The organism is Homoserinimonas sp. A520 (genome assembly GCF_054489245.1).
This window is the reverse complement of the sequence record NZ_JBTMWX010000001.1, coordinates 81763-105827: the sequence shown is the minus strand read 5'-3', so window position 1 is coordinate 105827 and position 24065 is coordinate 81763. Positions and strand designations below refer to the sequence as shown.

22 protein-coding genes, 1 tRNA gene and 1 pseudogene are annotated in these 24065 nt (G+C 66.7%); 16 read left to right on the top strand and 8 right to left on the bottom strand.

The genetic code is table 11. The annotated features are described in order from the left end of the window. Positions 1–19 precede the first annotated feature (19 nt). Positions 20–925 carry a CPBP family intramembrane glutamic endopeptidase gene (locus tag ACX3PH_RS00545; protein ID WP_459088288.1) on the bottom strand — a complete coding sequence of 302 codons (906 nt, stop codon included), beginning with the start codon at positions 923–925 and terminating at the stop codon, positions 20–22. A 24-nt stretch (positions 926–949) separates the two neighbouring features. Between ACX3PH_RS00545 and ACX3PH_RS00540 the strand changes: the two genes are divergently transcribed. The 3 genes from ACX3PH_RS00540 (at position 950) to ACX3PH_RS00530 (ending at position 3208) form a co-directional block, all read left to right on the top strand. Further along, positions 950–1657 carry a MazG family protein gene (locus ACX3PH_RS00540; RefSeq protein WP_459088286.1) on the top strand — a complete coding sequence of 236 codons (708 nt, stop codon included), beginning with the start codon at positions 950–952 and terminating at the stop codon, positions 1655–1657. A 321-nt stretch (positions 1658–1978) separates the two neighbouring features. Beyond that, positions 1979–2509 carry a ferritin gene (locus ACX3PH_RS00535; protein WP_459088284.1) on the top strand — a complete coding sequence of 177 codons (531 nt, stop codon included), beginning with the start codon at positions 1979–1981 and terminating at the stop codon, positions 2507–2509. Positions 2510–2602: 93 nt separating this feature from the next. Further along, positions 2603–3208 (top strand): TetR/AcrR family transcriptional regulator, encoded by a 606-nt coding sequence (locus tag ACX3PH_RS00530; RefSeq protein WP_459088282.1) that lies wholly within the window; start codon positions 2603–2605, stop codon positions 3206–3208. A 113-nt stretch (positions 3209–3321) separates the two neighbouring features. Here ACX3PH_RS00530 and ACX3PH_RS00525 read toward each other — a convergent pair whose 3' ends face one another. Then, positions 3322–4233 carry an arginine deiminase-related protein gene (locus ACX3PH_RS00525; RefSeq protein ID WP_459088280.1) on the bottom strand — a complete coding sequence of 304 codons (912 nt, stop codon included), beginning with the start codon at positions 4231–4233 and terminating at the stop codon, positions 3322–3324. 170 nt (positions 4234–4403) lie between these two features. On the opposite strand from ACX3PH_RS00525, the gene hisS reads away from it, so the two are divergent. The 7 genes from hisS to ACX3PH_RS00490 all read left to right on the top strand — a co-directional run bounded on the left by hisS (position 4404) and on the right by ACX3PH_RS00490 (position 11139). After that, complete coding sequence (gene hisS / locus ACX3PH_RS00520) at positions 4404–5636, top strand: histidine--tRNA ligase (protein ID WP_459088278.1); 1233 nt, start codon at positions 4404–4406, stop codon at positions 5634–5636. A 114-nt stretch (positions 5637–5750) separates the two neighbouring features. Continuing rightward, a complete protein-coding gene (gene eno, locus ACX3PH_RS00515) occupies positions 5751–7031 on the top strand; it encodes a phosphopyruvate hydratase (protein WP_459088276.1) in 1281 nt (426 codons plus the stop codon). 191 nt (positions 7032–7222) lie between these two features. Then, positions 7223–7726, top strand: a complete 504-nt coding sequence (locus ACX3PH_RS00510) for an FtsB family cell division protein (RefSeq protein WP_459088274.1) — start codon at positions 7223–7225, stop codon at positions 7724–7726. A gap of 43 nt (positions 7727–7769) precedes the next feature. Further along, entirely contained in the window at positions 7770–8321 is a 552-nt protein-coding gene (locus ACX3PH_RS00505; protein ID WP_459088272.1) for a DUF501 domain-containing protein, read from the top strand. Further along, positions 8318–9565, top strand: a complete 1248-nt coding sequence (locus ACX3PH_RS00500; RefSeq protein ID WP_459088270.1) for a S8 family peptidase — start codon at positions 8318–8320, stop codon at positions 9563–9565. Before ACX3PH_RS00505 ends, ACX3PH_RS00500 begins: the two co-directional genes overlap by 4 nt. Positions 9566–9575: 10 nt before the next feature. Further along, on the top strand, positions 9576–10970 hold the full coding sequence (locus ACX3PH_RS00495) for an NAD(P)/FAD-dependent oxidoreductase (protein WP_459088268.1): 1395 nt from the start codon (positions 9576–9578) through the stop codon (positions 10968–10970). Between the two features lie 95 nt (positions 10971–11065). After that, positions 11066–11139: transfer RNA gene (locus ACX3PH_RS00490), tRNA-Leu, on the top strand. Positions 11140–11184: 45 nt separating this feature from the next. Here the strand turns inward: ACX3PH_RS00490 and ACX3PH_RS00485 are convergent. Both ACX3PH_RS00485 and ACX3PH_RS00480 read right to left on the bottom strand, forming a co-directional pair. Then, positions 11185–12996, bottom strand: coding sequence for a hypothetical protein (locus ACX3PH_RS00485; RefSeq protein ID WP_459088266.1), 1812 nt, complete (start codon positions 12994–12996; stop codon positions 11185–11187). 181 nt (positions 12997–13177) lie between these two features. Continuing rightward, positions 13178–14242, bottom strand: coding sequence for a hypothetical protein (locus ACX3PH_RS00480; protein ID WP_459088264.1), 1065 nt, complete (start codon positions 14240–14242; stop codon positions 13178–13180). Between the two features lie 187 nt (positions 14243–14429). Between ACX3PH_RS00480 and ACX3PH_RS00475 the strand changes: the two genes are divergently transcribed. Genes ACX3PH_RS00475 through ACX3PH_RS00460 form a run of 4 tightly spaced genes read left to right on the top strand, consistent with a single transcriptional unit; the run spans position 14430 to position 18878 of the window. Then, positions 14430–15041: a TetR/AcrR family transcriptional regulator gene (locus ACX3PH_RS00475; protein WP_459088262.1), complete on the top strand. Its 612-nt coding sequence runs from the start codon at positions 14430–14432 to the stop codon at positions 15039–15041. After that, on the top strand, positions 15038–16312 hold the full coding sequence (locus ACX3PH_RS00470) for an MFS transporter (protein WP_459088260.1): 1275 nt from the start codon (positions 15038–15040) through the stop codon (positions 16310–16312). Before ACX3PH_RS00475 ends, ACX3PH_RS00470 begins: the two co-directional genes overlap by 4 nt. Next, positions 16312–17547 (top strand): amino acid deaminase/aldolase, encoded by a 1236-nt coding sequence (locus tag ACX3PH_RS00465; protein WP_459088258.1) that lies wholly within the window; start codon positions 16312–16314, stop codon positions 17545–17547. Before ACX3PH_RS00470 ends, ACX3PH_RS00465 begins: the two co-directional genes overlap by 1 nt. Further along, entirely contained in the window at positions 17544–18878 is a 1335-nt protein-coding gene (locus ACX3PH_RS00460; RefSeq protein WP_459088256.1) for a D-arabinono-1,4-lactone oxidase, read from the top strand. The genes ACX3PH_RS00465 and ACX3PH_RS00460 overlap by 4 nt, the downstream gene beginning before the upstream one ends. A gap of 65 nt (positions 18879–18943) precedes the next feature. Here the strand turns inward: ACX3PH_RS00460 and ACX3PH_RS00455 are convergent, their stop codons facing one another. From ACX3PH_RS00455 to ACX3PH_RS00445, 3 genes and pseudogenes are all read right to left on the bottom strand, one after another. Continuing rightward, the gene (locus tag ACX3PH_RS00455; protein WP_459088255.1) at positions 18944–19678 is read right to left on the bottom strand and encodes an ABC transporter permease; all 735 of its coding nucleotides are present in this window, start codon (positions 19676–19678) and stop codon (positions 18944–18946) included. A gap of 256 nt (positions 19679–19934) precedes the next feature. Continuing rightward, positions 19935–20427: pseudogene (locus ACX3PH_RS00450) on the bottom strand (ABC transporter ATP-binding protein); the annotation flags it as partial. Between the two features lie 11 nt (positions 20428–20438). After that, positions 20439–21092 (bottom strand): TetR/AcrR family transcriptional regulator, encoded by a 654-nt coding sequence (locus ACX3PH_RS00445; protein ID WP_459088254.1) that lies wholly within the window; start codon positions 21090–21092, stop codon positions 20439–20441. Between the two features lie 155 nt (positions 21093–21247). Between ACX3PH_RS00445 and ACX3PH_RS00440 the strand changes: the two genes are divergently transcribed. Next, entirely contained in the window at positions 21248–21814 is a 567-nt protein-coding gene (locus tag ACX3PH_RS00440; RefSeq protein WP_459088253.1) for a LemA family protein, read from the top strand. Positions 21815–21905: 91 nt separating this feature from the next. Further along, positions 21906–22793 carry a M48 family metalloprotease gene (locus tag ACX3PH_RS00435; protein WP_459088252.1) on the top strand — a complete coding sequence of 296 codons (888 nt, stop codon included), beginning with the start codon at positions 21906–21908 and terminating at the stop codon, positions 22791–22793. A gap of 22 nt (positions 22794–22815) precedes the next feature. Here the strand turns inward: ACX3PH_RS00435 and ACX3PH_RS00430 are convergent, their stop codons facing one another. After that, positions 22816–24042, bottom strand: coding sequence for a winged helix-turn-helix domain-containing protein (locus tag ACX3PH_RS00430; protein ID WP_459088250.1), 1227 nt, complete (start codon positions 24040–24042; stop codon positions 22816–22818). Between the last annotated feature and the right edge of the window lie 23 nt (positions 24043–24065).

Genomic DNA, 24065 nt, shown 5'->3' with positions numbered 1-24065 from the left:
GTCGCGCTGGTGGCGATCGTTATCGCGCTGCCCGTGCTGTCGTTCGGTGTGCTCCAACGGTGACGCGGTGCACGCGGTAGACGACCACCGGAATCAGCACGAGCGAGCGCAGGTCGATGAGCGCGTGCAGCAGTACAGCGATCAGGATGCTGCCGGTCGCCAGGAAGACGGCCATCAGCAGCGTGCCGATCACCAGTGACCCGATCACGCCCCAGACGCCCTGGTAGATGTGCAGGAGCCCGAAGAGGGCGATGCTCGCGGCGACCGCAACGGCGGCGTTGCCCGTTGCGGCGAAAATGAGCACCGGGAAGGCCAGCCGGAACAGCAGCTCCTCGACCACGCCGGCATTCACCGACAGCAGGGCGCCGTAGCGCAGCTCCATCCGGTTGCGGGGCAGGAGCGCGGCGATGTCGCCGATCGCCGGCACCTCGTCGCTGTGGCGGGCCAGGTAGATGCCGACGACACTGCCGACGATGAGAGTGACCGTGAGGCCAATGGCCAGGCCGGGGATGAGCCCGCCGGTGTCGGAGACCAGGTGCCCGAACTCCACGATACTGGGCAGCGCGTAGAACTCGTCGAAGAACAGCGGGATGTGCTGCCAGACCAGCACCGTCACCACCAGCGCGCTGCCGCCGAAGACCAGGAACGACTCGAACACCCACTTGCGGTAGAGCGCCTGGCGACGCTTCGTCGTGCGGTAGCGCTTGAACCTGCCGTACTCGCGGCGGTCCTTCCGAATCGCGCGCACCATCAGCCAGGCCAGCAGCACCGCCAGCACGGCCGCGGCGATGGCGGGAGTGGCGGCGAGGCTGGGGGAGAGCACGCTCCATTCTTTCAGCCCGGGCAGGCCGGCTCCGACGCCCACCTGCGTCACATTGCCGGGTCCATGACGTTCAAGCGGCAACGTGCCGCGGTTTGCAGCCACCGAACGGATGGAATGATGGATGCCATGACTGACACTGCACACCCCAGGCTTGAGGAACTGATCGCGGTGCTGCACAAGCTGCGGGCACCCGGCGGATGCGCGTGGGACCGTGAGCAGACGCACGAATCCCTGGTTAAGTACCTGGTCGAGGAGACCTACGAGCTGATCGACGCGATCGAGAGCGGCAACCGCGACGAGATGATCGAGGAACTCGGCGACGTGCTCTACCAGGTCATCTTCCACTCCGATATTGCCGCACACACCCCGGGCGAGGACTTCACGCTTGAGGATGTCGCGGCCCACATGACGAAGAAGATGATCGGCAGGCATCCGCACGTCTTCGGCGATGAGACGGTGCAGGCCGAGATGAACATCCGGTCGGCGGATGATGTGGTCGCCGCCTGGGATGGGCTGAAGGCCTCAGAGAAGCCGGCGCGAACCAGCGTGCTCGACGGGATTCCGCAGGGCATGCCGGCGCTGGCGCTCGCCGACAAGGTGGTCGGCCGGGCCGAGAAGCTGGGCGTTCTCGACGCGGATGCCGGGGCATCCGTTCCGGTGGCGTCTGAAGACGAACTGGGCGGACTGTTGCTGGCGATCGTCGCATCCGCCCGCAGCCAGGGGCTCGATGCAGAGCGAGCGCTGCGTAGGACGCTGCGCGGGTTGCAGGACGAGATTCGTGAAGCAGAAACTGGCGACCCGTTCGACGCCGGGGTGATCGGGACGGTCGGCTGATTAAAGTGAGGTGCCCTCTCCAACCCGAATGGAGAGGGCACCCAGCCCGGGCCTCATTTTGCTGGAAATTTCACAACAAACGTCTGGCCCCGGCTCTGGCCGGCGATTTACCCGATCACCGGCCATGTTTGAATGAAAGGACGGCGACGTTCTTTCAGGGATTGTGTGCCAGTTCGACTCGGACACGTCAACGAGAGCGGTGCGGCGCGAAGCAAGAATAACATAACGACCGTTAGTGCAAACGACCGTTATGGCGCGCTCACCGGGAGTCCTGAGCATTGGGCGTATGCGACGCATCCTGCGAGAAGGTACCGTCTAGCCATGACGAATTCCACCTTCGACCAACTACTCGCGGACCAGATCGGCAATGAGTTTGAGGCATCTCAGCAGTACATCGCCATCGCCGTCTGGTACGACAACCGCGACCTGCCGCAGCTCGCCAAGCACTTCTACCAGCAGTCGCTGGAGGAGCGGAATCACGCGATGATGCTGGTTCAGTACCGCCTCGACCGCGACATGGGCATCGTCATTCCGGCGGTTCCCGCGGTGCGCAACGACTTCGCCTCGGAGCGTGAGCCGATCGCTCTCGCCCTCGAGCAGGAGAAGCGCGTCACCGCGCAGATCGAGGGCCTGTTCGCTGCGGCCCGCGCGGAGAACGACGCGTTGGGCGAGCAGTTCATGCTCTGGTTCCTGAAGGAGCAGGTCGAAGAGGTCGCCTCCATGGCGACGCTCCTCACCATCATCGAGCGCGCCGGCAACCTGTTCGACGTCGAGAACTACCTGGTGCGCGAGAACGTCGGCAACGGCGGAATGGAAGCGGATGCGCCGCAGGCTGCCGGCGGAGCAATCTAGCCCGTCCAGCATCCGCCCCAACTGGGGTCGCGGCCCAAGGCCTTTCGTGATGAAATATCACGCCCTTGGGCGAACGACTGTTATGTTGATCGCGTGACCCGAGAAGCGGATACCTTGCGCAAGCCTGCGCTGCTTGCCCAGATCCTGGACTACCTGCTGGACAAGCCGCTGGCGACGCTGTCGTTCCGCACGCTCGCCCAGGCGCTCGACGTGAGCACCTTCACGCTCGTCTACCATTTCGGGTCACGTGCCGAATTGCTGAGCGACATAGTGGCTGCAATCGCGGAGAGCGAGCAGGACATCGAGCCGGCACTTCGCGAGGACTACGGCACGGTTGACGCCTACTTCAAGAGGCTGGAGCGATCGTGGGAGTGGTCGGTGGAGCCCCGCAATCAGAAACTTCAGCGGCTGCAGTTCGAGGCCTCCATGATGGAGGTGCTGGATCCCGATCACACCTTCTCCCGAGAGTTGCATGCGGACTGGCTGGCGATCAGCACCCAAGCGCTACGCAGCCTGGGTCTGAGCGAAGCGGATGCCGAATTGGAATCGCGGCTGCTCATCGACACCGTCTTCGGCATCCAGTACGACCTGGTGGTCAACCAGGATGTGGAGCGGGCCACCGCCGCGTTCCGCCACATGATGGCTGCCGTTCGTACCAGGGTCGACGTACTGCTTGCGCAGCCGGGCTCCTCGGCCTGACCATACGTTGCGGCAGTTCGTCTTCGATGACGCCGCTTGCAACAGGCTCATCGAAGACAAGTGACGTCATCGTCGGTGCCAGGCAGGACCAGCTGGACCAGCGAACGACCGAGCTAGAAGATCTCCGCAACACAACAACGCAGCGACCCGCCGGCCACCTCGATGCCGTCCAACTCCACTGACTCGACGCGGAAGCCGGCATCCGCCAGGTCGGCGCGGTGCTGGTCGGTGAGTGCAGCATCCGCACCGGCACTCATCCAAACCACGTCAGGGCTAAGGGAGATCGAGTTCCCGACGAACGCCAGGTGCTCCTCCGGCTCCAGGATGATCGTGTGCGGCGCATACAGCGACGCAATCGCATCCACCACGGCCGGGTCGGCGAACGCGTGCGGACCGATGATCACAGCACGCCCTGCCAGCACAGTCAGCACGACGTTCGTGTGGTACTCCTCCGGAGAGAGGTCGAACATCAGCGTCGCACGCAGGCCGAGCGCCTCATGCATGAGCCGGGCACCCTCCTCGTCGCAACGCTCCGACAGACCGACGAGACCGATACCGCGCGCCCGGTCCACCACGAGAGCACCGGTGAGTTCGCACGCGTGCGGCTGAGTCGACAGGTCGACCTCCTGGTAGCCCAGCACATCGCCGAAGAAGTCACGGATGTCCGTACGATCCGCCTCGGCGCGCCGCACCGGGTGATGCATTCGACCCACGACGTAACGACCGGCCGCCGTCGCAAACACGTTGTTCGGGAACACCGCATCGGGCGTCACCGGGTCACCGGCGAAGGTGATGGTCGGGATCACCGCAGTCAGGGCACGGTGCAACTCGCGATGCTGGCGAGCCGCGCGTGCCGGGTCATAGGCATCCGCCTCGGCCATGTAGCGGTTGTCCTCGGCGGACTCATCGGTACGGACAAAACCGTCGGGGGAGACCAGGAACGCGGCGCGGGCAGTCGCCGGACCGAAGTCGGTGTCGAGTGTGCGGGCGAACTCAAGGAACGCCGCAGAATCGCGGGTAATCACACCGCTGATCATAGAGAGCCGAACGCGCGAAAAAGTGATGATCGAAGCAACAATCTTGCGTCAATCGTCCCGGCGACGACCCCCTCGGCCCGCAACCCAGCAGAACGGGTGTCAGAAGGCGCATCCGGAGTCGCGGTGGACCGGCCCGCCGCACCTGCCAGAATGGGCTCATGGCCTCCCCGGTAAACCCGCCTCGCGGCATGCGCGACTTCCTGCCAGCAGACAAAGAACGACGCGAACGGGTGCTGGGCGTCATCCGGGACGTCTACCGCGCCCACGGCTTCGACGAGATCGAGACCCCGGTCATGGAGGACTCCTCACGACTGCACGCCGGCCTTGGCGGCGACAACGAGAAACTGGCGTTCGGTGTGCTGAAGCGAGGTTTGACTCCCGAAGACCTCCATGCTGCGACGGATGCCCTGCAATTGGCCGACCTGGGGCTCCGGTTCGACCTCACCGTGCCGCTCGCCCGGTTCTACGCCACCCACCGTGCGGAGCTCCCCAGCGTGTTCCGCTCCATCCAGATCGGCTCGGTCTGGCGGGCGGAACGACCGCAGAAGGGGCGCTTCCGGCAGTTCGTGCAGTGCGACATCGACATAATCGGCGAGGCGGGACCGCTGGCGGAAGTCGAGCTGATCACGGCGACCCAGGCGGCACTGACCGCGCTTGGACTCGGCGACTGCAGCATCCGCATCAACGACCGCCGCATCCTCACCGGGCTTCTGAACCACTGGGCGGTGCCGACCGACCTGCAGGAGCGCGCGCTCATCACCATCGACAAGCTGGACAAGATCGGGGCAGGCGGGGTCGCCGCGGAACTGGCCGAGCTCGGCATCAACACCGACGGGCTCTCCGACGCGCTCGAGGTCGGTGGCTGGGACTTGTTGGAGGGCGAACTCGAGTGGCTCGACCGTGACGCCTACCGGCAATTGCTGGACCTGCGCGCAGCCGTTCCCGGCTCAACGCTAGAGTTCGACCCCACCCTGGTGCGGGGTATGGGCTACTACACCGGCACCATTTTCGAGGTCGCGCATCCGTCGCTCGGCTACTCGCTCGGTGGAGGTGGCCGCTATGACGGCATGATCGGGCGATTCCTCGGAACGGATGTTCCCGCCACCGGCTTCTCGCTCGGCTTCGAGCGCCTGGTCGACCTGGTCACGCTCGACTCGACGGAAGACGTTGCGTCGATAGCCCTCCTGCACGACCGCGACGCCGACCCCGCCGCCCTGGTCGCGCTGAAGCAGTCGCTGATCGCCGACGGCAAGCGCGTGCGCCTGGAGCCGCGCGTCAAGAACCTGCGGGTTCTGCTCGACCAGCTGGCAGCATCCGGCTACACCCACTTCGCAACCGTGACGGATGCCACCACCCCCGCCGCCCTCGAACTCAAGCCCCTCGGCTCCTAGAAGTGCCCGTTCCGGAGAGATCCCGTTCCGCGGGGCACATCTGTCCGGAACGGGCACTATTGCACCCGGATAGGATTGGGGCATCCACCCCCACTGCGTTGAAGGAGAACTCCTGTGTCGTTGATCGAGGCCGTCGAAGCTCGCGAAATCCTGGACTCCCGGGGTAACCCGACCGTCGAAGTCGAGGTACTGCTCGAAGACGGCACGGTTTCCCGCGCCGCCGTCCCCTCCGGGGCCTCCACCGGGGCGTTCGAAGCGTACGAGCTGCGCGACGGCGACAAGAAGCGCTACCTCGGCAAAGGCGTGCAGAAAGCGGTCGACGCGGTCATCGACGTGATCGGCCCGGAGCTCGAAGGCTTCGACGCCGCCGACCAGCGACTGGTGGATGCTGCGCTGATCGAACTGGACGGCACAGACAACAAGAAGGCACTCGGCGCCAACGCCATCCTCGGGGTGAGCCTGGCGGTGGCGAAAGCCGCGGCCGACTCCGCCGACCTCCCGCTGTTCCGCTACCTCGGCGGACCGAACGCCCACACCCTCCCAGTGCCGATGCTCAATGTCATCAACGGTGGATCGCACGCCGACAGCAACGTCGACATCCAGGAGTTCATGATCCTGCCGATCGGTGCCGAGACGTTTAGCGAAGGTCTGCGCTGGGGCGTCGAGACGTACCACGCCCTGAAGAGCATCCTGCACGGCAAGGGGCTCAGTACGGGGCTCGGCGACGAGGGCGGCTTCGCCCCGAACCTTGGCAGCAACCGCGATGCGCTCGACCTGCTGGTCGAGGCGATCACCAAGGCCGGTTTCACGGTCGGTACCGACATCGCGCTCGGCCTCGACGTTGCCGCGACCGAGTTCTTCGAGAAGGGCAAGTACACCTTCGAGGGCAAGCAGCTCACGGCTGCCGACCTCAGCGCATACTACGCCGACCTGGTCGCGTCGTACCCGCTCGTCTCGATCGAGGACCCGCTGGCGGAGGACGACTGGGAGGGTTGGGCTCAGCTGACCAGCGAGCTCGGCGACAAGACGCAGATCGTCGGTGACGACCTCTTCGTCACCAACCCCGAGCGCCTGGCGACGGGCATCGAGAAGGGTGCGGCCAACTCGATCCTGGTGAAGGTCAACCAGATCGGCACGCTTTCTGAGACCCTGGATGCGGTTCGGCTGGCCCAGCGCAGCGGCTATACCGCGATCCTGTCCCACCGTTCTGGTGAGACGGAGGACACCACCATCGCCGACCTCGCCGTCGCCACCGACTGCGGCCAGATCAAGACCGGTGCACCGGCACGTTCTGAGCGGGTGGCCAAGTACAACCAGCTGCTGCGCATCGAGGAGGAACTCGACGCTGCCGCGGTCTACGCGGGACGCAGCGCCTTCCCGCGCTTCAAGGGCTGACGTTCGGTTTCAGCTTGCCCAGACCACCTGAGCCTGCCGAAGCCTCGCACCACATCTCGGCAAGCTCGATTGGTCACTTCGACAAGCTCAGTGCAACGCTCGACAAGCTCGACCCGCTGTCCTGCGGTCGTCAGCCGGGTAAGGGGCGGGTCAGCGGCGGTCTCCCGGCTGCCGCAAGTTAGGCTTTTCGCATGACCAGGCGGCCGCGTACCCAGAAGGTTGCCGTCGCCATGCCCGCACCCGGGGCGAGCGCGAACTGGCTGCGTGGCATCCGCCTGTCCGGTTTCACGATCATGACCCTCGCCATCATCGTGTTGTTCATCGTGGTGCTGGCACCGTCGCTGCGCATCTGGGTCGACCAGCGGCAGGAGATCGCTGCCCTCGAGGCGCAGGTGCAGGCTGCGGAGGACGCACTCGACGAGCTCGAAGACCAGCGCGCCCGCTGGGATGACCCCAGCTACGTCGAAACCCAGGCCCGCGAACGTCTCTACTACGTGAAGCCGGGGGAGTTCAGCTACCTGGTGATCGATGACGGCGCGACCGTCGTCACCCCGAACGGTGTTCCGATCAGCGACGAGCTGCAGACGACCGAGGTGGACTGGGTGAAGACCATGCTGTCGTCGGTTCTCACAGCCGGGCTGACCGAGGCTGCTCCGGATGAGATCATCGCCCCGGTCATCCAGGGTGCGCAGTGAGAATAGAACCAGAGAGAACAAGAACGCCGAGACAGGACTTTTCGTGACCACGCCACCCTTCGACGCTCCGACGGATGCCGACATCGCCACAGTGTCGCACCAGCTGGGCCGTCCCGCGCGCAACGTGATCGGTATCGCGGCGCGCTGTGTGTGCGGCGCCCCGACGGTCGTTGCCACGAAGCCGCGCCTCGACGACGGAACACCGTTCCCGACCCTCTACTACTTGAGCCACCCGGCGGCGACTGCAGCCGTCTCCACCCTGGAGGCGACGGGGGTGATGCCTGAGCTGGCTGCACTGCTCGAGGGCGAAACGGCGGTGGCGTACGAGGCCGCGCACCAGGCGTACCTCGCCGACCGCGCCAGCATCGAGGATGTTGCGGAGATCGCCGGCATCTCCGCCGGCGGAATGCCCAGCCGGGTCAAGTGCCTGCACGCGCTGGTCGGGCACTCCCTCGCGGCCGGCCCCGGGGTGAACCCGATCGGCGACCTCGCGCTCGAGCGTTGCGCCTGGTCACCGAGCGTCTGCGAGTGCGCCGACTATTCGGCGAAGGCAAAAGGCCATTCAACAGCTGAGCCGGACAGCAGCGCCGGATGATGAGGCGTTGGCTGGCAGCGCTGGCCTCGTTGGGCATCGTCGCCTCGGTGCTGGTGATTGCCTCCCCGGCGGCGGCCGACTCCATCCGCGACCGCCAATACTGGCTGGACCAGTACGGCATCAGCCAGGCGTGGAACACCACCCGGGGTGCCGGCGTCACGGTCGCGGTGATCGACACCGGTATCGACGGAAGCCACCCGGACCTGACCGGTCAGGTCATTGCCGGAACGGATGTCTCGGGCGTCGGGGCAGCGAACGGCCAGACCCCGGTCGGCGAGTCCAGCAACCACGGGACCATGGTTGCCTCACTGCTCGCCGGGCACGGTCACGGCAACGGGGCCGGCGTCATCGGCGTCGCGCCGGAGGCGAAGTTGCTGGCGATCTCGATGGGGTTCGGTGCGGGAAACGTCAGCTCTGACGACCAGATCGCGACGGCGGTGCGGTGGGCGGTCGACAACGGTGCGGATGTCATCAACATGTCCCTCACCCGCAACACGCTGGAGTGGCCGGAGAGCTGGGACGACGCGTTCCTCTACGCGATGCAGCACGACGTTGTGATCGTCGCGGCCGCCGGCAACCGGGGGAGTGGTACGACGCAGGTCGGCGCCCCGGCCACCATGCCCGGCGTGCTGACGGTTGCCGGTGTCGACCGGAACGGTTCGGCCAGCTTCGACGCATCATCCCAGGGGATCACCATCTCGGTTGCGGCGCCGAGCGAGGAACTGGTGGGTGCCGTGCCGGGTGGCGAGTACGTGCTGTGGAACGGGACCAGTGGGGCGACCCCGCTGGTGGCCGGCCTGGTCGCCCTGGTGCGCTCGGCGCATCCGGAGCTGGATGCCGGCAACGTGATCAACCGCATCACCGCCACCGCGACGCAGGTCGGCGGCGAAAAAGTGAGCCCGATCTACGGGCACGGCCGCATCAATGCCGCCGCCGCCGTGCTTGCCAATGTCGCGCCGGTCACTGACAACCCTGCCGACCAGTTGGAGGAATGGATCCGCCTCTACCGGCGCGCAGACTCGCAGCCTTCCGACGTGCCCACGGAAACCGTCACTCCCACGCCGACGCCCGCCCCGGCTCCGATTGCCGGGCCGGAGAATCCGCTGGGCACGCTGCTGCCGACGGTGGATTCGCTGAGGACGGTTGGCGTGCCGCTCCTGGTCTACGGCACCTTCGGGGGGCTGCTGACGGCATCCGCTGTGGCCGCCGTTCGCTCGTTCAGGCGGGTTCGCGACAGGCGGTAAGCTATAGGTCGTGCCTAAAATCCTGATTGTCGGCGGCGGCTATGCCGGTTTCTACACTGCCCTGAAGCTTGACAAGTGGCTTCGCCGCGGTGAAGCGGAAGTCACGGTGGTCGACCCTCTGCCCTACATGACCTACCAGCCGTTCCTCCCTGAGGTGGCTGCCGGGTCGATCGAGCCGCGTCACGCCGTGGTTCCGCTGCGCAGGCACCTCTCGAAGTCGGCCGAGGTCGTGACCGCGAAGGTCACCGCGATCGACCACGCCAACAAGACGGCGACCATCACCCCCGAGGTGGGCAAGCCGTGGCAGCAGCAGTACGACGTGATCGTCGTGACCGCAGGCGCTGTGAGCCGCACCTTCCCGATTCCGGGTGTCGCCGACGAGGCGATCGGCCTCAAGAACATCGAGGAGGCCGTCGAGATCCGCGACCGCATCCTCACCAACTTCCAGAAGGCATCCAACCTCCCGGCCGGCCCCGAGCGTGACCGCCTGCTCACCTTCGTGGTGGTCGGTGGCGGATTCGCAGGTATCGAGGCGATCGGCGAGATGCGCAGCCTGGCCAGTTCACTGCTGCGCTACTACCCGACGCTGTCGTTCGACGACACGCACTTCCACCTCATCGAGGCCATGGGGCGCATCATGCCGGAGGTGTCGCTGGAGACCAGCCACTGGGTGATCAAGAACCTCGAGTCGCGCGGTGTTGACGTGCACCTCGAAACGCAGCTCACGTCCGCCGTCGACGGTGTCATCGAAATGTCGACCGGTGAATCGTTCGAGTCGGACACTATCGTCTGGACCGCAGGCGTCATGGCCAACCCGGTCGTGCGCAACACGGATCTTCCGGTGGAGGAGCGTGGGCGCCTGCGCGTCGGCACCGACCTGCGCGTCGTGACCGAAGACGGCGAGGTGGTTCCGGATGCCTGGGGCGCCGGTGATGTCAGCGCGGTACCCGACCTGTCGGGTGGCGGCGTTGGCGGCTTCTGCGTTCCCAACGCCCAGCACGCGGTGCGCCAGGGCAAGCTGATGGCCAAGAACATTGTGGCCACCCTCCGCGGCGACGAGCCCAAGGACTACTTCCACAAGAACCAGGGTGCCGTTGCCGGCATCGGCCTGGGTGAGGGTGTCTTCCAGGCTGGCAACCTGGCCATCAAGGGCCTGATCGCCTGGCTCATGCACCGCGGTTACCACGGCCTGGCCATCCCCACCTGGGAGCGCAAGATCCGCGTCTTCGTGGTCTGGTTCCTCAACTTCTTCCTGCGCCGCGACATCGTCTCCCTGGAGGCTCGCCGCTATCCGCGTGCCTCCTTCGAGGAGTTCGCCGCGCGTCCGAAGGCGGCGTCGGCCAAGAAGGCGGCACCCGCGGGGCCGGCGGCATCCGCCAAGGAGAAGGTTTCGGCCGGCAGGTAGCAGCCGTAGTCTGAGCCGCTGTAGTCTGCAACTGCTGTAAGTCCAGGCCGCTGTAGTCTGCAGCTGCCGTAATCTGCAGGGCAGGCTGGTCGCGGGCCCCCATAGCCCAATTGGCAGAGGCAGACGACTTAAAATCGTCCAAGTGTGGGTTCGAGTCCCACTGGGGGTACTCGCACGGAGCACTGGCTCGGTGTACTCGCTCGGCGCCGCAGTGTCAGACGCGGGACACTTCGACGTAGTTGGTCCAGGCCCAGACGGCCACGCACACTGCAGCGAACCCGATGACGGTCAGCAGCGTTGCGAGCATCGGGAAGGTCGGCTGGATGCCGCCCAACAGTACGGCTGCGGCTACCGTGCCGACCACGAGTGTGGCGGCGAACCACGCCTTCGGCGACCACTCGAGCACCACCCGGCCGGGTAGTGCGCCGATCGGGAGCATGAGGATCAGCGCGGATCCGAGTCCGGCAAGGCTCACGGTCGCCAACATTTCGTAGAGAACGGATGCCCAGAATCCTTCGACTGTGCCCATCAGGCTGTGCAACGGCCACGCCACCATTGCCAGCGCAAGCACCCCACCCACCTGGGCGAGGTTGACGAGGGCACGCGGTCTGGCCGGTACCGAGAGCGCGAAGCCGACGCCGATCAGCACGCCGCCGACCAGCGGCGTTTCCATTCCGGTGACGCGGGCCAGCACGGTGGCGATTGCTGCGATGAGCAGGAGGAGCGGGAGGAACCGCAGCCGGCCGGTCACCCCCTGGCCGCGGGAGGCGAATCTCGTGGCGATCGCGACACCGACGACGTTGAGGATTGCCAGCCCCGCGCCGACGGCGAAGAGCAGCCTCAGGTAGCGCACCTCTCCGTTGAGCCCCTGGGCGAGCACGATCAGCCCGGCCGTGGCGGCGAGCGGCACGGCTCCCATCAGCCACGGATTGCGTGGAACCGGCTCTTCAGCGACCACTGCTCCCCGATTGCGTCCGGCGAACTGCGGTTTGCGGAAGGTGAACCTTCCGCGGAGCGTAGTTGCCAGCAGGCGGAGGGGCAGGGCGATGAGCCCGATGAAGGCGATGGCGAGCAGTGGCGCCCACAACCAATTGCCAGTTGTGACCGTCTCCTGCGGGGTGGGGAGGCGCGACCCGAAACCGGTCGACGTGCCCCAATTGGTCAATGCCTCTCTGGCCGTTGGCCCCTCCCCACCCGGCCCCGGGAAGATGGGGCGGTCGAGCCAGGGAAGGGTTCCGGAATCCGCCCGCTCGTCAGGGGTTTGTGACGGTGTGGGCGTGGGAGCCGGCTCTTCCGGGACCACCGGTGCAGACGGGGGGCGGATGGGTGCCGGCGGCGGGATCACCGGGGCCGGGGTCGCGGTGGGCGGCCCCGGGTTCACCACGATGGTCACCTGACTGCTCGGGTTCGAAGTCCTGCCGAAACCACCCATCATCGTGGTCTGTTCTGCCTGGACGTCGTATTCTCCCGGGCCGCCAGCGATGGTGCAGATCCATTTGCCGTTGGGGGCAACCAGGGCATTACAACTCTGAGCTGCCCCGTTCACGAACAGCGTGATGGCCGATCCCGGATATCCCGTACCGGAGGCGACACCGCGTGTCTCCTGGGGGGATGTCGGAGTCAGGGTGGGCGGGCCCAGTACGTGCACGGTCACCGTCGCCTGGCTGGTGCTGTCGTCGGCGAGGGTTTCGGTCGCTGTGAGGGTGAGGTCTGACCCGTTGGGAAGAGTCCCGGAGCAGCCCCAGTCGGTGCTCGCCGGATCGGTCACCGGCATGCTGCAGAAGGTGTTCCCGCCGGCGGTCACGACAACGCTGCTTCCAGCGGACTTCTTCCCGCTGACGGTGGCTGCGTTGCTCGGCAGGAAGTCGTCATCGGCATGCGAGGTGATGGTCACAGCGGATGCAGGCTGGAGCTCTTCCGGAGGCGGGGTGGCTGACGGTGTGGACGTCGGTGGAGGGGTCTCGTCGGCCCATGCCGCGGACGCGCCCACTCCACCGAAGGCGACCGTGAGGGCCAGGGTGGCCATGAGCATCCGGGCACTGCGAAGTCTGGCGTGACGTCTGCGGCGGCAAACGGGACGCGCTGACCTGGCTGCTGTGTGAAGGGACACTGGCATTCAATCTAATGAGCGAAACTGACAGCAGCCAGCGATAGTGCCGCTGGGCGGCGAATATCCATCTAAAGGATGAGGAATCGATACGTAGGGGTCAACCGCCGAGGTTCGCCAGTGCCAGTGCCGCGATCTGCGTCAGGCCGGCGATTCCGGCCTCCTTGTTCCCGTGCACGGTGATCCAGGTGCCATTCGACAACACATCGACGAAGCAGACATTCTCGTCCGTCGCGCATCCGGAGTAGGCCTGGTCGCCCATGCCGCCCAGCGGCGTCGCCGGGTTGCGGTCGGGTCGCGGTTTCGCCCAGGCGGCGTCCCACGCCCACTCCGCGTCGGGCAGTGCCGCGGCACCGACCGGCATGGCCTGGACTGACGAGTACGAGTTGCTCCACGAGCATGCGAGGCCTCCGCTGAGCCCCTCGTTCAGGATGATCGGCATCGACAGTGGGTAGTCCCTCTCAGCGATGCCCTCCATACCGAGCGCAGTGTTGATCTCTTCGGCGGTCAACCAGTCGCCGCAGGCCGTCGGCAATGTCGTGGTCGCGGACCAGGTCGCCTCCACCGGGTCGGCAGCGGCTACCGAGTCGGTCAGGATGCGGATGATCGGGGCGGCGTCTTCCAGGGCGTCCAGGTTCATCACTTCCGCGTGCAGCCAGTTCGCTCCGACCAACACGTCATATGTGCAGGAGCGGTAGTTCGCACTTCCGTCGCAATCGGCGAACCCGGCATCGCCGTGCCCGGCGAACGGCTGGCTCCACGACGCGAGTTCGGACTGCTGGGCTTGCCACGCCTGTGCGGCACCGGGCAGCACGGTCACGATCAGGTAGCGCGCGTAGTCGCCCTGCGGTGCGGCGTCATCGCCCCAATAGCATTCGAGCGCTCCCGCCTGCGCGATTCCGAGTTGACTGAGCGCCCAGGAACCGCCCGGCACCCGCACCGGGTCGGTGCCCGGCTCCACCGAACCGAGGGCCTCCTGCACGGCCGTCAGTTCGATCAGCTCTTCGCAGCCCATGGAAAGGAGTGGAACCGGGCCGATGGCAGTCTCGGCAGCAGTCTCGCCATCCGGTATCGACGGCGGGCCTTCGGTGGGTGCGGATGCGCATCCGGCCAGCAGCAGGCATCCGAGCACCAGCGCGGCACCCGGAAAGTTCACGGTTCTCATCGGCTGTCTCATGATCAGACGACGGATGCGAGCGGCCGGCCGGTTGACAGCACAACCCGTGCCACGCCATTATGAACCAACTCGGTCGACCGTCTTGGACGACTGACCCAGTTTGCTCGCACCGACCTAATTCGCACCAACCTAATTCGCACCGACCTAATTCGCACCGCCGCGACGAAGGGAAGCCATGGCACGCGTGTCATCCGCCGACCGGCGCGCTGCGCTCGTGCAAGCCGCCTTGAGGGTGATCGACCGCGACGGCGTGCACGCCGCCAGCACCCGTGCCATCGTCGCCGAGGCCGGCATGCCGCTCGCGAGCTTCCACTATGCCTTCCGGTCTCGGGACGAGCTGATTCGCGAGGTCGTGGCATCCGTCGTCGAAGGGGAGAAGGCCGCCGCCGTCGACTCCCTCGAGCCCGGAGCCGACCTCGGCACCACGGTGCGCGCCGGTCTTCAGGCCTACTTCGACCTGGTGGTCGCGCGGCCGGCCCACGAGCAGGCGATGTTCGAACTGTTCCACTACAGCCTTCGCACCGACGACCTGGCCGACCTCCCGCGGGCCCAGTACGCGAGCTACCACGCCACCGTTCGCGAGGTGCTAGAGGTGGGAGCGCAGCTCACCGGGATGCGCTGGGCCATACCGGTCGACGATGTCGCCCGGCTCGTCGTCGTCTTCACCGACGGCGTGACCCTCGCCTGGCTGGCCGATCGGGACGCGGATGCCGCCTCCCGCACCCTGGACCTCGCCGCAACCGCCATCACCGCCCTCGCCGTACCCGACCGCAAGGAGACCCCATGATGACCGTCAACGTTGACGTCGCACCGGCCCCGTTCGCTGAACCGACCAGGGCAGTGACAGGCGGGTGGATCGCCCTGTTCGCGACCGCCTGGCTCGGAATCTGGATGGCACAGCTCACCCCGGTGCAGTTGCTGTTGCCGGTGCAGGTCGAGGCGCAGCTCGGCTCCAACTATTGGGTGGACAACGTCGTGGCGTTCGGCATCATCTCCGGAATCGCCGGGCTGTGTGCGCTGGTCGCCTACCCGCTCACCGGCGCGCTGTCCGACCGCACCGTGTCCCGGTTCGGAAGGCGCCGGCCCTGGATTCTCGGGGGAGCGCTGCTGTTCGCCTTCGCCCTGCTCGCCCTCGGCACCCAGAAGTCCATGTTCGGCATCGGGCTGTTCTGGTCGCTCGCGCTGATCGGGTTCTGCATGCTGACGGCGGCGCTCACCGCCACCATCTCCGACCAGGTTCCGGTGAACCAGCGTGGCTTCATCTCCGGCTGGATCTCCGCACCTCAAGCGGTCGGCACCATCCTGGGGCTGATCCTGGTCACCGAGCTCTTCGTCGGGCAGTTTCTCGGGTACGCGGTCATGGCGGCCCTCCTGGTGCTGCTGGTTCTCCCATTCCTGCTGAGGATCAAGGACGAAGTGCTCCCGCTGGAGTACCGCACCGCGCTCACCCTCCGCACCCTGATCCAGGGGTTCTGGATCAGCCCGACCCGGTTCCCCGACTTCGGCTGGACCCTCGCGAGCCGCATCCTGGTCAACTTCGGCAACGCGTTCGGCACCTCCCTGCTGCTCTACTTCCTCGCCTACGGGCTCGACCTGGGAATAGCGGATGCCGAGGGCAGCCTGATCGTGCTGACCCTGATCTACATGGTGTTCGTCATCGCGTCGTCGCTCATCTTCGGCCGGCTCAGCGACAAGCTCGGGCGGCGCAAGATGTTCGTCTTCCTCGCCGGAGCCCTGCAGGCGGTCGCCGCCCTGCTGCTCGCCCTGGTGCCTGACCTCACCGTCGCCATGGTGGCCGCCGGCATCCTGGGCCTCGGCTACGGCACCTTCCTGTCGGTCGACCAGGCGCTGGCCACCCAGGTGCTGCCGGATGCGCAGAGTCGCGGCAAGGACCTCGGGATCATGAACATCGCATCCGCCGTGCCTCAAGCCATCGCGCCGCTGCTGGGTGCATTCATCGTTGCCGCGTTGGCCGGCTTCCAGGGGCTGTTCCTGCTGGCCGGCGCTGTCGCGCTGCTCGGGGCCCTCGCCGTGCTCCCGATCAAGGGCGTGCGCTGATGTCGTTCCCACTCGAACGCCCAACAGCGACACCGTGGGAGCGTCCGGCCGACTATTGGCCGGCGCTGGAGGCGGCCACCACTGAGCTGGATCCGCCGTTCGGGGTGATCTCGCTCGCCGCGCTCGCCCACAACGCCCACTCGATGCTCGACCGGGCGAGCGGAACCACCATCCGGGTCGCCAGCAAGTCGGTGCGGGTGCGGCAGGTCCTTGACGCGGTGCTCGCTCTGCCCGGTTACCGCGGCGTGCTCGCCTACACGCTCCCGGAGGCGCTCTGGCTGGCGGGAGGGAGCATCGCCGACGTGGTTGTCGGCTACCCGACCGCCGACCGCACTGCCATCGCTGCGCTGGCCCGCGACGAGACCCTCGCGTCCAGGGTCACCCTCATGGTCGACTCGCTCGACCAGCTCGACCTCATCGACTCCGTGATCGCGCCGAACGCACGCAACCCGATCCGCGTCTGCCTCGAGCTCGACGCATCCTGGAACTCGCGCCTGCTCGGTCACGTCGGCACCTGGCGGTCCCCGGTGCACTCGGCAGCGGATGCCCGTGCGCTCGCCTCCCGGATCGTGACGCGTCCCGGTTTCTCCCTGGTCGGGATGATGGCGTATGAGGGGCAGGTCGCCGGGCTGGCCGATAGCCCCGCGGGCAAGCCGGTGATGGGTGCTGCCGTCCGCTGGATCCAGCGTCAATCGGTTCGCGAACTGGCCGAGCGTCGTGCGCTTGCCGTGGCCGCCGTACGGGAGCTTGCACAGCTCGAGTTCGTCAACGGCGGAGGAACCGGCTCGCTGGAGACCACCAGCGCCGAGGAGGCGGTGACCGAGATCGCGGCCGGAAGCGGACTGTTCGGTCCGCACCTCTTCGACAACTACACGCGCTTTCGCCCGGCACCAGCGGCCGCTTTCGCGCTCCCGGTGGTGCGGAAGCCGGCGCCTGACAAGGCGACCATTCTCGGGGGAGGCTGGATCGCATCCGGGCCGCCGGCATCCGACCGTTTGCCCCGCCCGGTATGGCCGGAGGGCCTCCGCCTGGTGGCGAGGGAGATGGCCGGCGAGGTACAGACGCCGGTGATCGGTGATGCTGCCGCCCGACTGCAGGTCGGCGACCGGGTCTGGTGGCGCCACACCAAGGCCGGGGAACTGTCCGAGCACCTGAACGAGTTCGCGCTGGTCGATGGTGGCGAGGTTGTCGCCAAGCTGCCAACCTACCGCGGTGAAGGGAAGGCATTCGCATGACGACGACCGGGATCACCGCGACGCCGGGCACGCGCTGGCAGAACTGGGGCCGCAGCGAGAGCATTGTGCCGCAGTACGTCGTCCAGCCGACGAACGTCGGCGAGGTGCAGGCCGCCATCCTCTTCGCACGCGACCTCGGCCTGCCGGTGAAAGCGGTCGGTGCCGGGCACAGTTTCACGTCCATCGCCGCAGCACCCGGCCTGCAACTCGATCTCGCAGGGCTCGACGGCCTGCTCGACGTCGACGCGGCGACCGGTCGCGTCAGGATCGCTGCCGGCACCAACCTGCACCAGCTGCCTGCCCTGCTCGCCCCGCACCGGCTCGCCATGGAGAACCTGGGCGACATCGACACGCAGACCATCGCCGGGGCGACCTCCACCGGTACCCACGGAACCGGGGCCGGCTTCCGCGGGCTGGCCGCGCAACTCGTCGCAGTCACCCTGGTGACGGCGGATGGCTCGGTGCTCACGGTCAGCGAGACGGAGAACGCCGAGCTGCTCCCGGCGGTGCGGCTCAGCCTCGGGGCGCTCGGCGTGATCGTGGACGTGACGGTGCAGTGCGTGCCCGCCTTCCTGCTGCACGCCGTCGAGAAGCCGGAACCACTGGCATCCGTCGTCGACAACTTCGAGGCCCGCGCCGCTGCGGTCGACCACTTCGAGTTCTACTGGTTCCCGCACACCGAGACGGTGCTGACCAAGACCAACACCCGGTTGCCGACGGATGCTGTGCGCCAGCCGCTGGGGGCGACCCGCCGCTGGGTGGACGACCGCCTGCTCGCCAACGGGGTCTTCGCCGTGACCTGCTCAGTGGGGCGGGCAGTCCCGTTCTCCGTGCCGGCCATCAACCGGGTAGCGACACGGCTCACCGGCAACCGCGAGTTCACCGACCTGTCGACGTCGGTGTTCACCACCCAGCGCAGCGTGCGGTTCCGTGAGATGGAGTACGCGCTGCCGCTGGCCGCCGTCCCGCAGGCTGTGCGGGACATCCGCCAACTGATCAGCAGTCGCGGCTGGAAGGTCTCGTTCCCGATCGAGGTGCGCGCCGCGGCATCCGACAACCTGTGGATGTCGACCGCCTACGGCCGTGCGACCGGGTACATTGCGGTGCACCGGTATTGGCGCGAGGACTACCGGGAGTACTTCGCCGCGGTGGAGCGGATCATGCGGCAGTTCGGCGGCAGGCCGCACTGGGGGAAGATCCACACGCTGAACTCGACGACGCTCGGGGAGCTGTATCCGCACCACCGCGACTTCGTCACCCTGCGGGATCGCCTCGACCCCGATCGCGTCTTCGCCAACCCGCACCTGGCCCGCATCCTCGGCCCCTCATAGTGCCCGTTCCGGATGGATGTGCCCGTTCTGCCGGGCACATCCATCCGGAACGGGCACTATGAGGGCTAGGGGGTGCGGCGGCGCAGCGTGATCGACCCGAGCACGACGGCCCCCACCGCGAACGCCGCGATGATGAGCAGCTTGCCGCCGATATACGCGTCATCCTCGCTGCCGCGCGACACGGCATTGAGCGCGTCGATTGCGTGCGATAACGGGAGCCAATCGGAGATGGCATACAGCACATCCGGCATCTGATCGCGGGGGAGGAACACGCCGCCCAGTAACACCTGGGGGAACACCAGCGCCGGCATGAACTGCACCACCTGGAACTCGGTCTGCGCGAACGCGCTCGCCAGCAGGCCGAGCGTGGTGCCGAGCACGGCATCCGCCAGAGCGACCGCCAGCAGCAACCAGAGCGACCCTTCGATCTCGAGGCCGCACACCCAGACGGCGAATCCGACGGCGATCGAAGCCTGCAGGATGGCGAGCAGGCCGAACGCCAGCGTGTAGCCGAGGATGAAGTCGAGCTTGCCGAGCGGCAGTGCGAGCAACCGTTCCAGCGTGCCGTTCCGCCGCTCTCGAAGCGTCGAGATGCTGGTGATCAGGAACATGATGATGAACGGGAACAGTGCGAGCATCGCCGGGCCTACCTGCGCGAACACCGGGGTGTCGTCGAACAGCCAGGCCATCAGCCCGATCAGCAGGCTGGGGACCACCAGCAGCAACATGACGGTGCGCGGGTCGTGGCGGATCTGCCCGAGCACGCGCCCGGCGGTGGCGAATGTTCGGATGACGTTCATGATGCCTCCTCCTGGCTGGCCGCCGCGTGCTTCGGATGGCTCCTGATCAGGGCGAGGAACGCCCCCTCGGCGTCGGCCGCCCCGGTCTTGTCGCGCAGGCCGTCGAGTGTGTCGTCGGCGAGGATGTCCCCGTCACGCATGAGGAGCAGGCGGTCGCAGCGCGTCGCCTCGTCCATGACGTGGCTGGACACCAGCAGTGTTGCACCCTGCTCGGCCAGCCGGTGGAAGATGGTCCACAGCTCGACCCGCAACACCGGGTCGAGACCGACGGTGGGCTCATCGAGCACGAGCAATTCAGGGGAGCCGAGCAGCGCCCCGGCGAGGGAGGCGCGACTGCGCTCTCCTCCGGAGAGCGTCGCCACCAACTGGTTCGCCTGCGGAGTAAGGTCGGTCGCCTCGATCACGCGGTCGACATCCGCCCGGTCCGAGCCGAGGATCGAGCTGAAGTAGGCGACGTTCTGGCGCACGGTGAGGTCGTCATACAGACTCACCTCCTGGGTCATGTACCCGACGCGATGCCGCAGCGACGCCTCGCCGGCGGGTGAGCCGAGCACCGTCACCCGGCCGGTCACCGCGCGCTGCACCCCGACGATGGCGCGCATCAGGGTGGTCTTCCCACAGCCGCTGGGGCCGAGCAGGCCGACCAAGCTTCCGCGCGGGACGCGCACGTCGATGCCGTGAAGCACCTCATTCTTCCCGCGGCGAACCCGAAGCCCCTGAATGTCGACGGCCGCATCCACTGAATTCATCATGCGATGAATTATTCTGCGTGACCAGCCGGATTGTCAATGGAAAGGTCGCCCGGGTACCCCGTGAGGTGCCACTGGATCACCGGTCCGACCCGTCTGGCCACCTCGTCGACCGACTCGGATGCCAGCGGCTCGGCCCTGACCCCGTACCGCACCACCATGAGGCCCACGATCTGGGTGGCCGCGAGGGTGGCCCGAAGCTCGCCGTCCGGAACGCCGAGCCCCTCCGCGATGCGGTGGAACACCTCCCGGAACAGGAACTGCCGCAGCATGGTGGCGGCGAAGTCGTGGCCGAGGGCGGTGCGGATGAGCCCGATCACCCGGTCGCGGGTCTTGGGTGCCTCCATGGTCGACAACAGCATCCGCACCAGGCTGTCGCCGACCTGGTCGCGCGGGCCCTGGAGAATTTGCGAGACGATCTTGTCGGGCCGGATGGGCGCCTGAACCGTCTCGGTGAAAAGCTCGGCCTTGTCTGCGAAGTAATGGTGAACCAGTGCCGCGTCGACGCCGGCCCGACGGGCGATACCGCGGAAAGACGTGGCGTCGTAGCCGTGGTCGATGAACTCCCTGCTCGCGGCCGCAACGATCTCGGCACGCGAATCAGTGCCGCCACCCCGCCTACCGCGGGGACGGGCCGGCTTCGCACCATCTTTCTCCACCGCCACGCTGCGAGCCTAGCTTCTGCCGAGGGCGCGGATGCTTTCACAGTCGAATAGCGGTTCAGGCTCGTTATAGTTATTCTCAGCGTGCAGCGAAGCGCGCCCACCCGAAGCAGGTCCGTGCAGCGCACGGGGAACGCAGCACAGAGGAGCTTTCAGTAATGGAACTACTAATCGTCGTAGGCATCATCGTCCTACTCGTCGTGATTGTCGGCGTGTACCTGTGGACGACGTACAACGGACTGGTCACCCTGAATGTGCGAGTGGATGAAGCGTGGAGCGACATCACGGTGCAGCTGAAGCGGCGTGCTGACCTGATCCCCAACCTGATCGAGACCGTCAAGGGTTATGCGGCGCACGAGAAGGGCGTCTTCGAGGCAGTGACCAAGGCGCGCGCCGAGTCGCTCACCGCGGGCACACCGGCCGAGGCCGGCGTCGCCGAGAACCATATGCAGCAGGCCCTCAAGAGCATTTTCGCCGTCGCTGAGGCGTACCCCCAACTGCAGGCCAGCCAGAACTACCTGCAGCTGCAGGGCGAGCTGGTCGACACCGAAGACAAGATCCAGGCATCCCGCCGGTTCTACAACGGTGGAGTGCGCGAGCTGAACACGAAGATCAAGGTCTTCCCGAACACCCTGTTCGTTCGCGGCCTCGGCTTCTCGGAGCGCGAGTTCTTCGAGGTCTCCGACTCTGCGGCCATCGCCGAGCCGCCCCGCGTGCAGTTTTGATTGAATCCCCAGAATAAATAAGCACAGTTCAATCAGATTGAGTAGCCGCCAGCGGCGTATCGAAATCTTCGATGCGAGATAGGTTCACCCGATGTATAGCGCCATAGCCAAGAACAAGCGCAACACGATCTTCATCATCCTGCTGTTCGTGGTGATCATCGGCGTTCTCGGCTGGGCGGCATCCGTCATGCTCGGTGGCGACCCCTGGTTCATCACCATCGGGACCATCATCGGCGCCGGCGTCTACGCGCTCATCCAGTACTTCGCCGCCGGCCGCCAGGCTGTGGCGATGAGTGGTGCGAAGCAGATCCAGAAGGCGGACAACCCGCGCCTGTACCGGACCGTCGAGAACCTCGCCATCACCACCGGCATGCCGATGCCGAAGGTGTACATCATCGATGACCCGGCACCGAATGCGTTCGCCACCGGACGTGACCCGGAGCACGCCATCGTCGCGGCCACCACCGGTCTGCTCGACCTGATGACCGACTCCGAACTGGAAGGCGTGATGGCCCACGAGATGGGCCACGTCAAGAACTACGACATCCGCGTGACCATGATCGTGTTCGGCCTGGTCGTGGCGATCGGTTTGATTGCCGACATCCTGCTGCGGATGATGTGGTTCGGCGGCGGCAACCGCAATAACAACAACAGCAATCCGATCATGCTGGTCCTCGGCCTCGCCGCAATGATCATTGCACCGCTGGTCGCCACCGTGGTGCAGGCCTCGGTGTCGAGGCAGCGCGAGTACCTGGCGGATGCGACAGGGGCCTTGACCACGCGGCATCCTGAAGCGCTGGCCAGCGCCCTGCACAAGCTCGGCGAGTACGGGCGGCCGATGAAGCGGCAGAACTCCACCATGGCCCACATGTGGATCAGCGACCCGACGAAGCCGGGCATCATCGACAGGATGTTCAGCACGCACCCGCCGCTGCCCGATCGCATCCGTCGCCTGCTGGACAACGCGCCCAAGTTTTAGCCAGCTCGGTGTTCCAGCAGTATCAGTCGGGCAGCAGCGCCCGCTGGCCGAGTTCGGCGGCGACCGCACCGGCGAGGTCGCCCCGCGCCATCACCTCGACCCGCTCGAGTCCCTGCCAGGCGGCGATTTCCCGCAGCAGCGGTGCCAGGCGGGCCGCAGCGTCCGCCGGGGCATCCGGCTCCGTCCAGGAGGCCTGCACTCGTAACACGCTGTTCTGCCGATCGCTCTTCAGGTCGATGCGACCGACCAGCCGGTCATCGATGAGGAGCGGCAGCACGTAGTAGCCGTAGACCCGTTTCGGTTGCGGTGTGTAGACCTCGATGCGGTAGCGGAAGCCGAACATCCGTTCTGCCCGGGCTCGCTCCCACACCACCGGGTCGAACGGGGACAGCAGTGCGGTCGCCTCGATGCGGCGAGGGATTCGCGCGTCCCGATGCAACCAGGCACGCGCCGGGCGACCGGCTCGCTCCCACCCTCGAACGGTGACCGGCAACAGGATGCCAGCGTCCTCCAGCTCCTGCAGGGCAGGCAGGGCGTCCCTGGACTTCAGACGGAAGTAGTCGCCGAAGTCGCTCGCGGTCCCGATGCCGTGCGCGCGTGCGGCATGCTCGACCAGGCGCCTGACCGCATCCGCCCTCAGCACCTGAGTGTTCAGCACACGCGTCGGCAGAACCTGCTCTGGCAGGGCATAGGTGCGCTCGAAGCGGGTGCGGCCACCGCTCACCAGCTCGCCCCAGGCAAACAGCACCTCGAGGCCACGCTTCACATCAGACCATCCCCACCATGGGCCACTGCGCTTGTTGGCGTCGTGCTCGATCGCTCTGGCCGGTAACGGACCCTTGTCAGCAAGCTCGGCCTTGAGCCAGCCGATCATCTGACGGTTGTCGTGTGCCCAGTGGCTGTCGTCGTCGGCAATGCGCTGCCGATAGTCGTCCATCCGCCAGCGCATGAGCGGCCAGTTGTCGACGGGGATCACCGCGGCCTCGTGCGCCCAATACTCGATGTACGGACTCTTCTTCGTGAAGGTCAACCGGTCGAGGGTGGCCTTGTCGTAGGCACCGAGCCTGGCGAACGCCGGCAGGTAGTGGCTCCGCTCGAACACGTTGACCGAGTCGAGCTGCAATAGCCCGAGCCGCTCGATCAGGCTGTTCAACTGGCGGGTGCCCGGCTGGGGCGGGCGCGGTCGGCCCAGGCCTTGGGCGCCCAGCGCGATGCGCCGCGCCTGTGCTGCGGAAATTGTCTCGTGCATCACCTCCGAGAATAGCGAGGGGT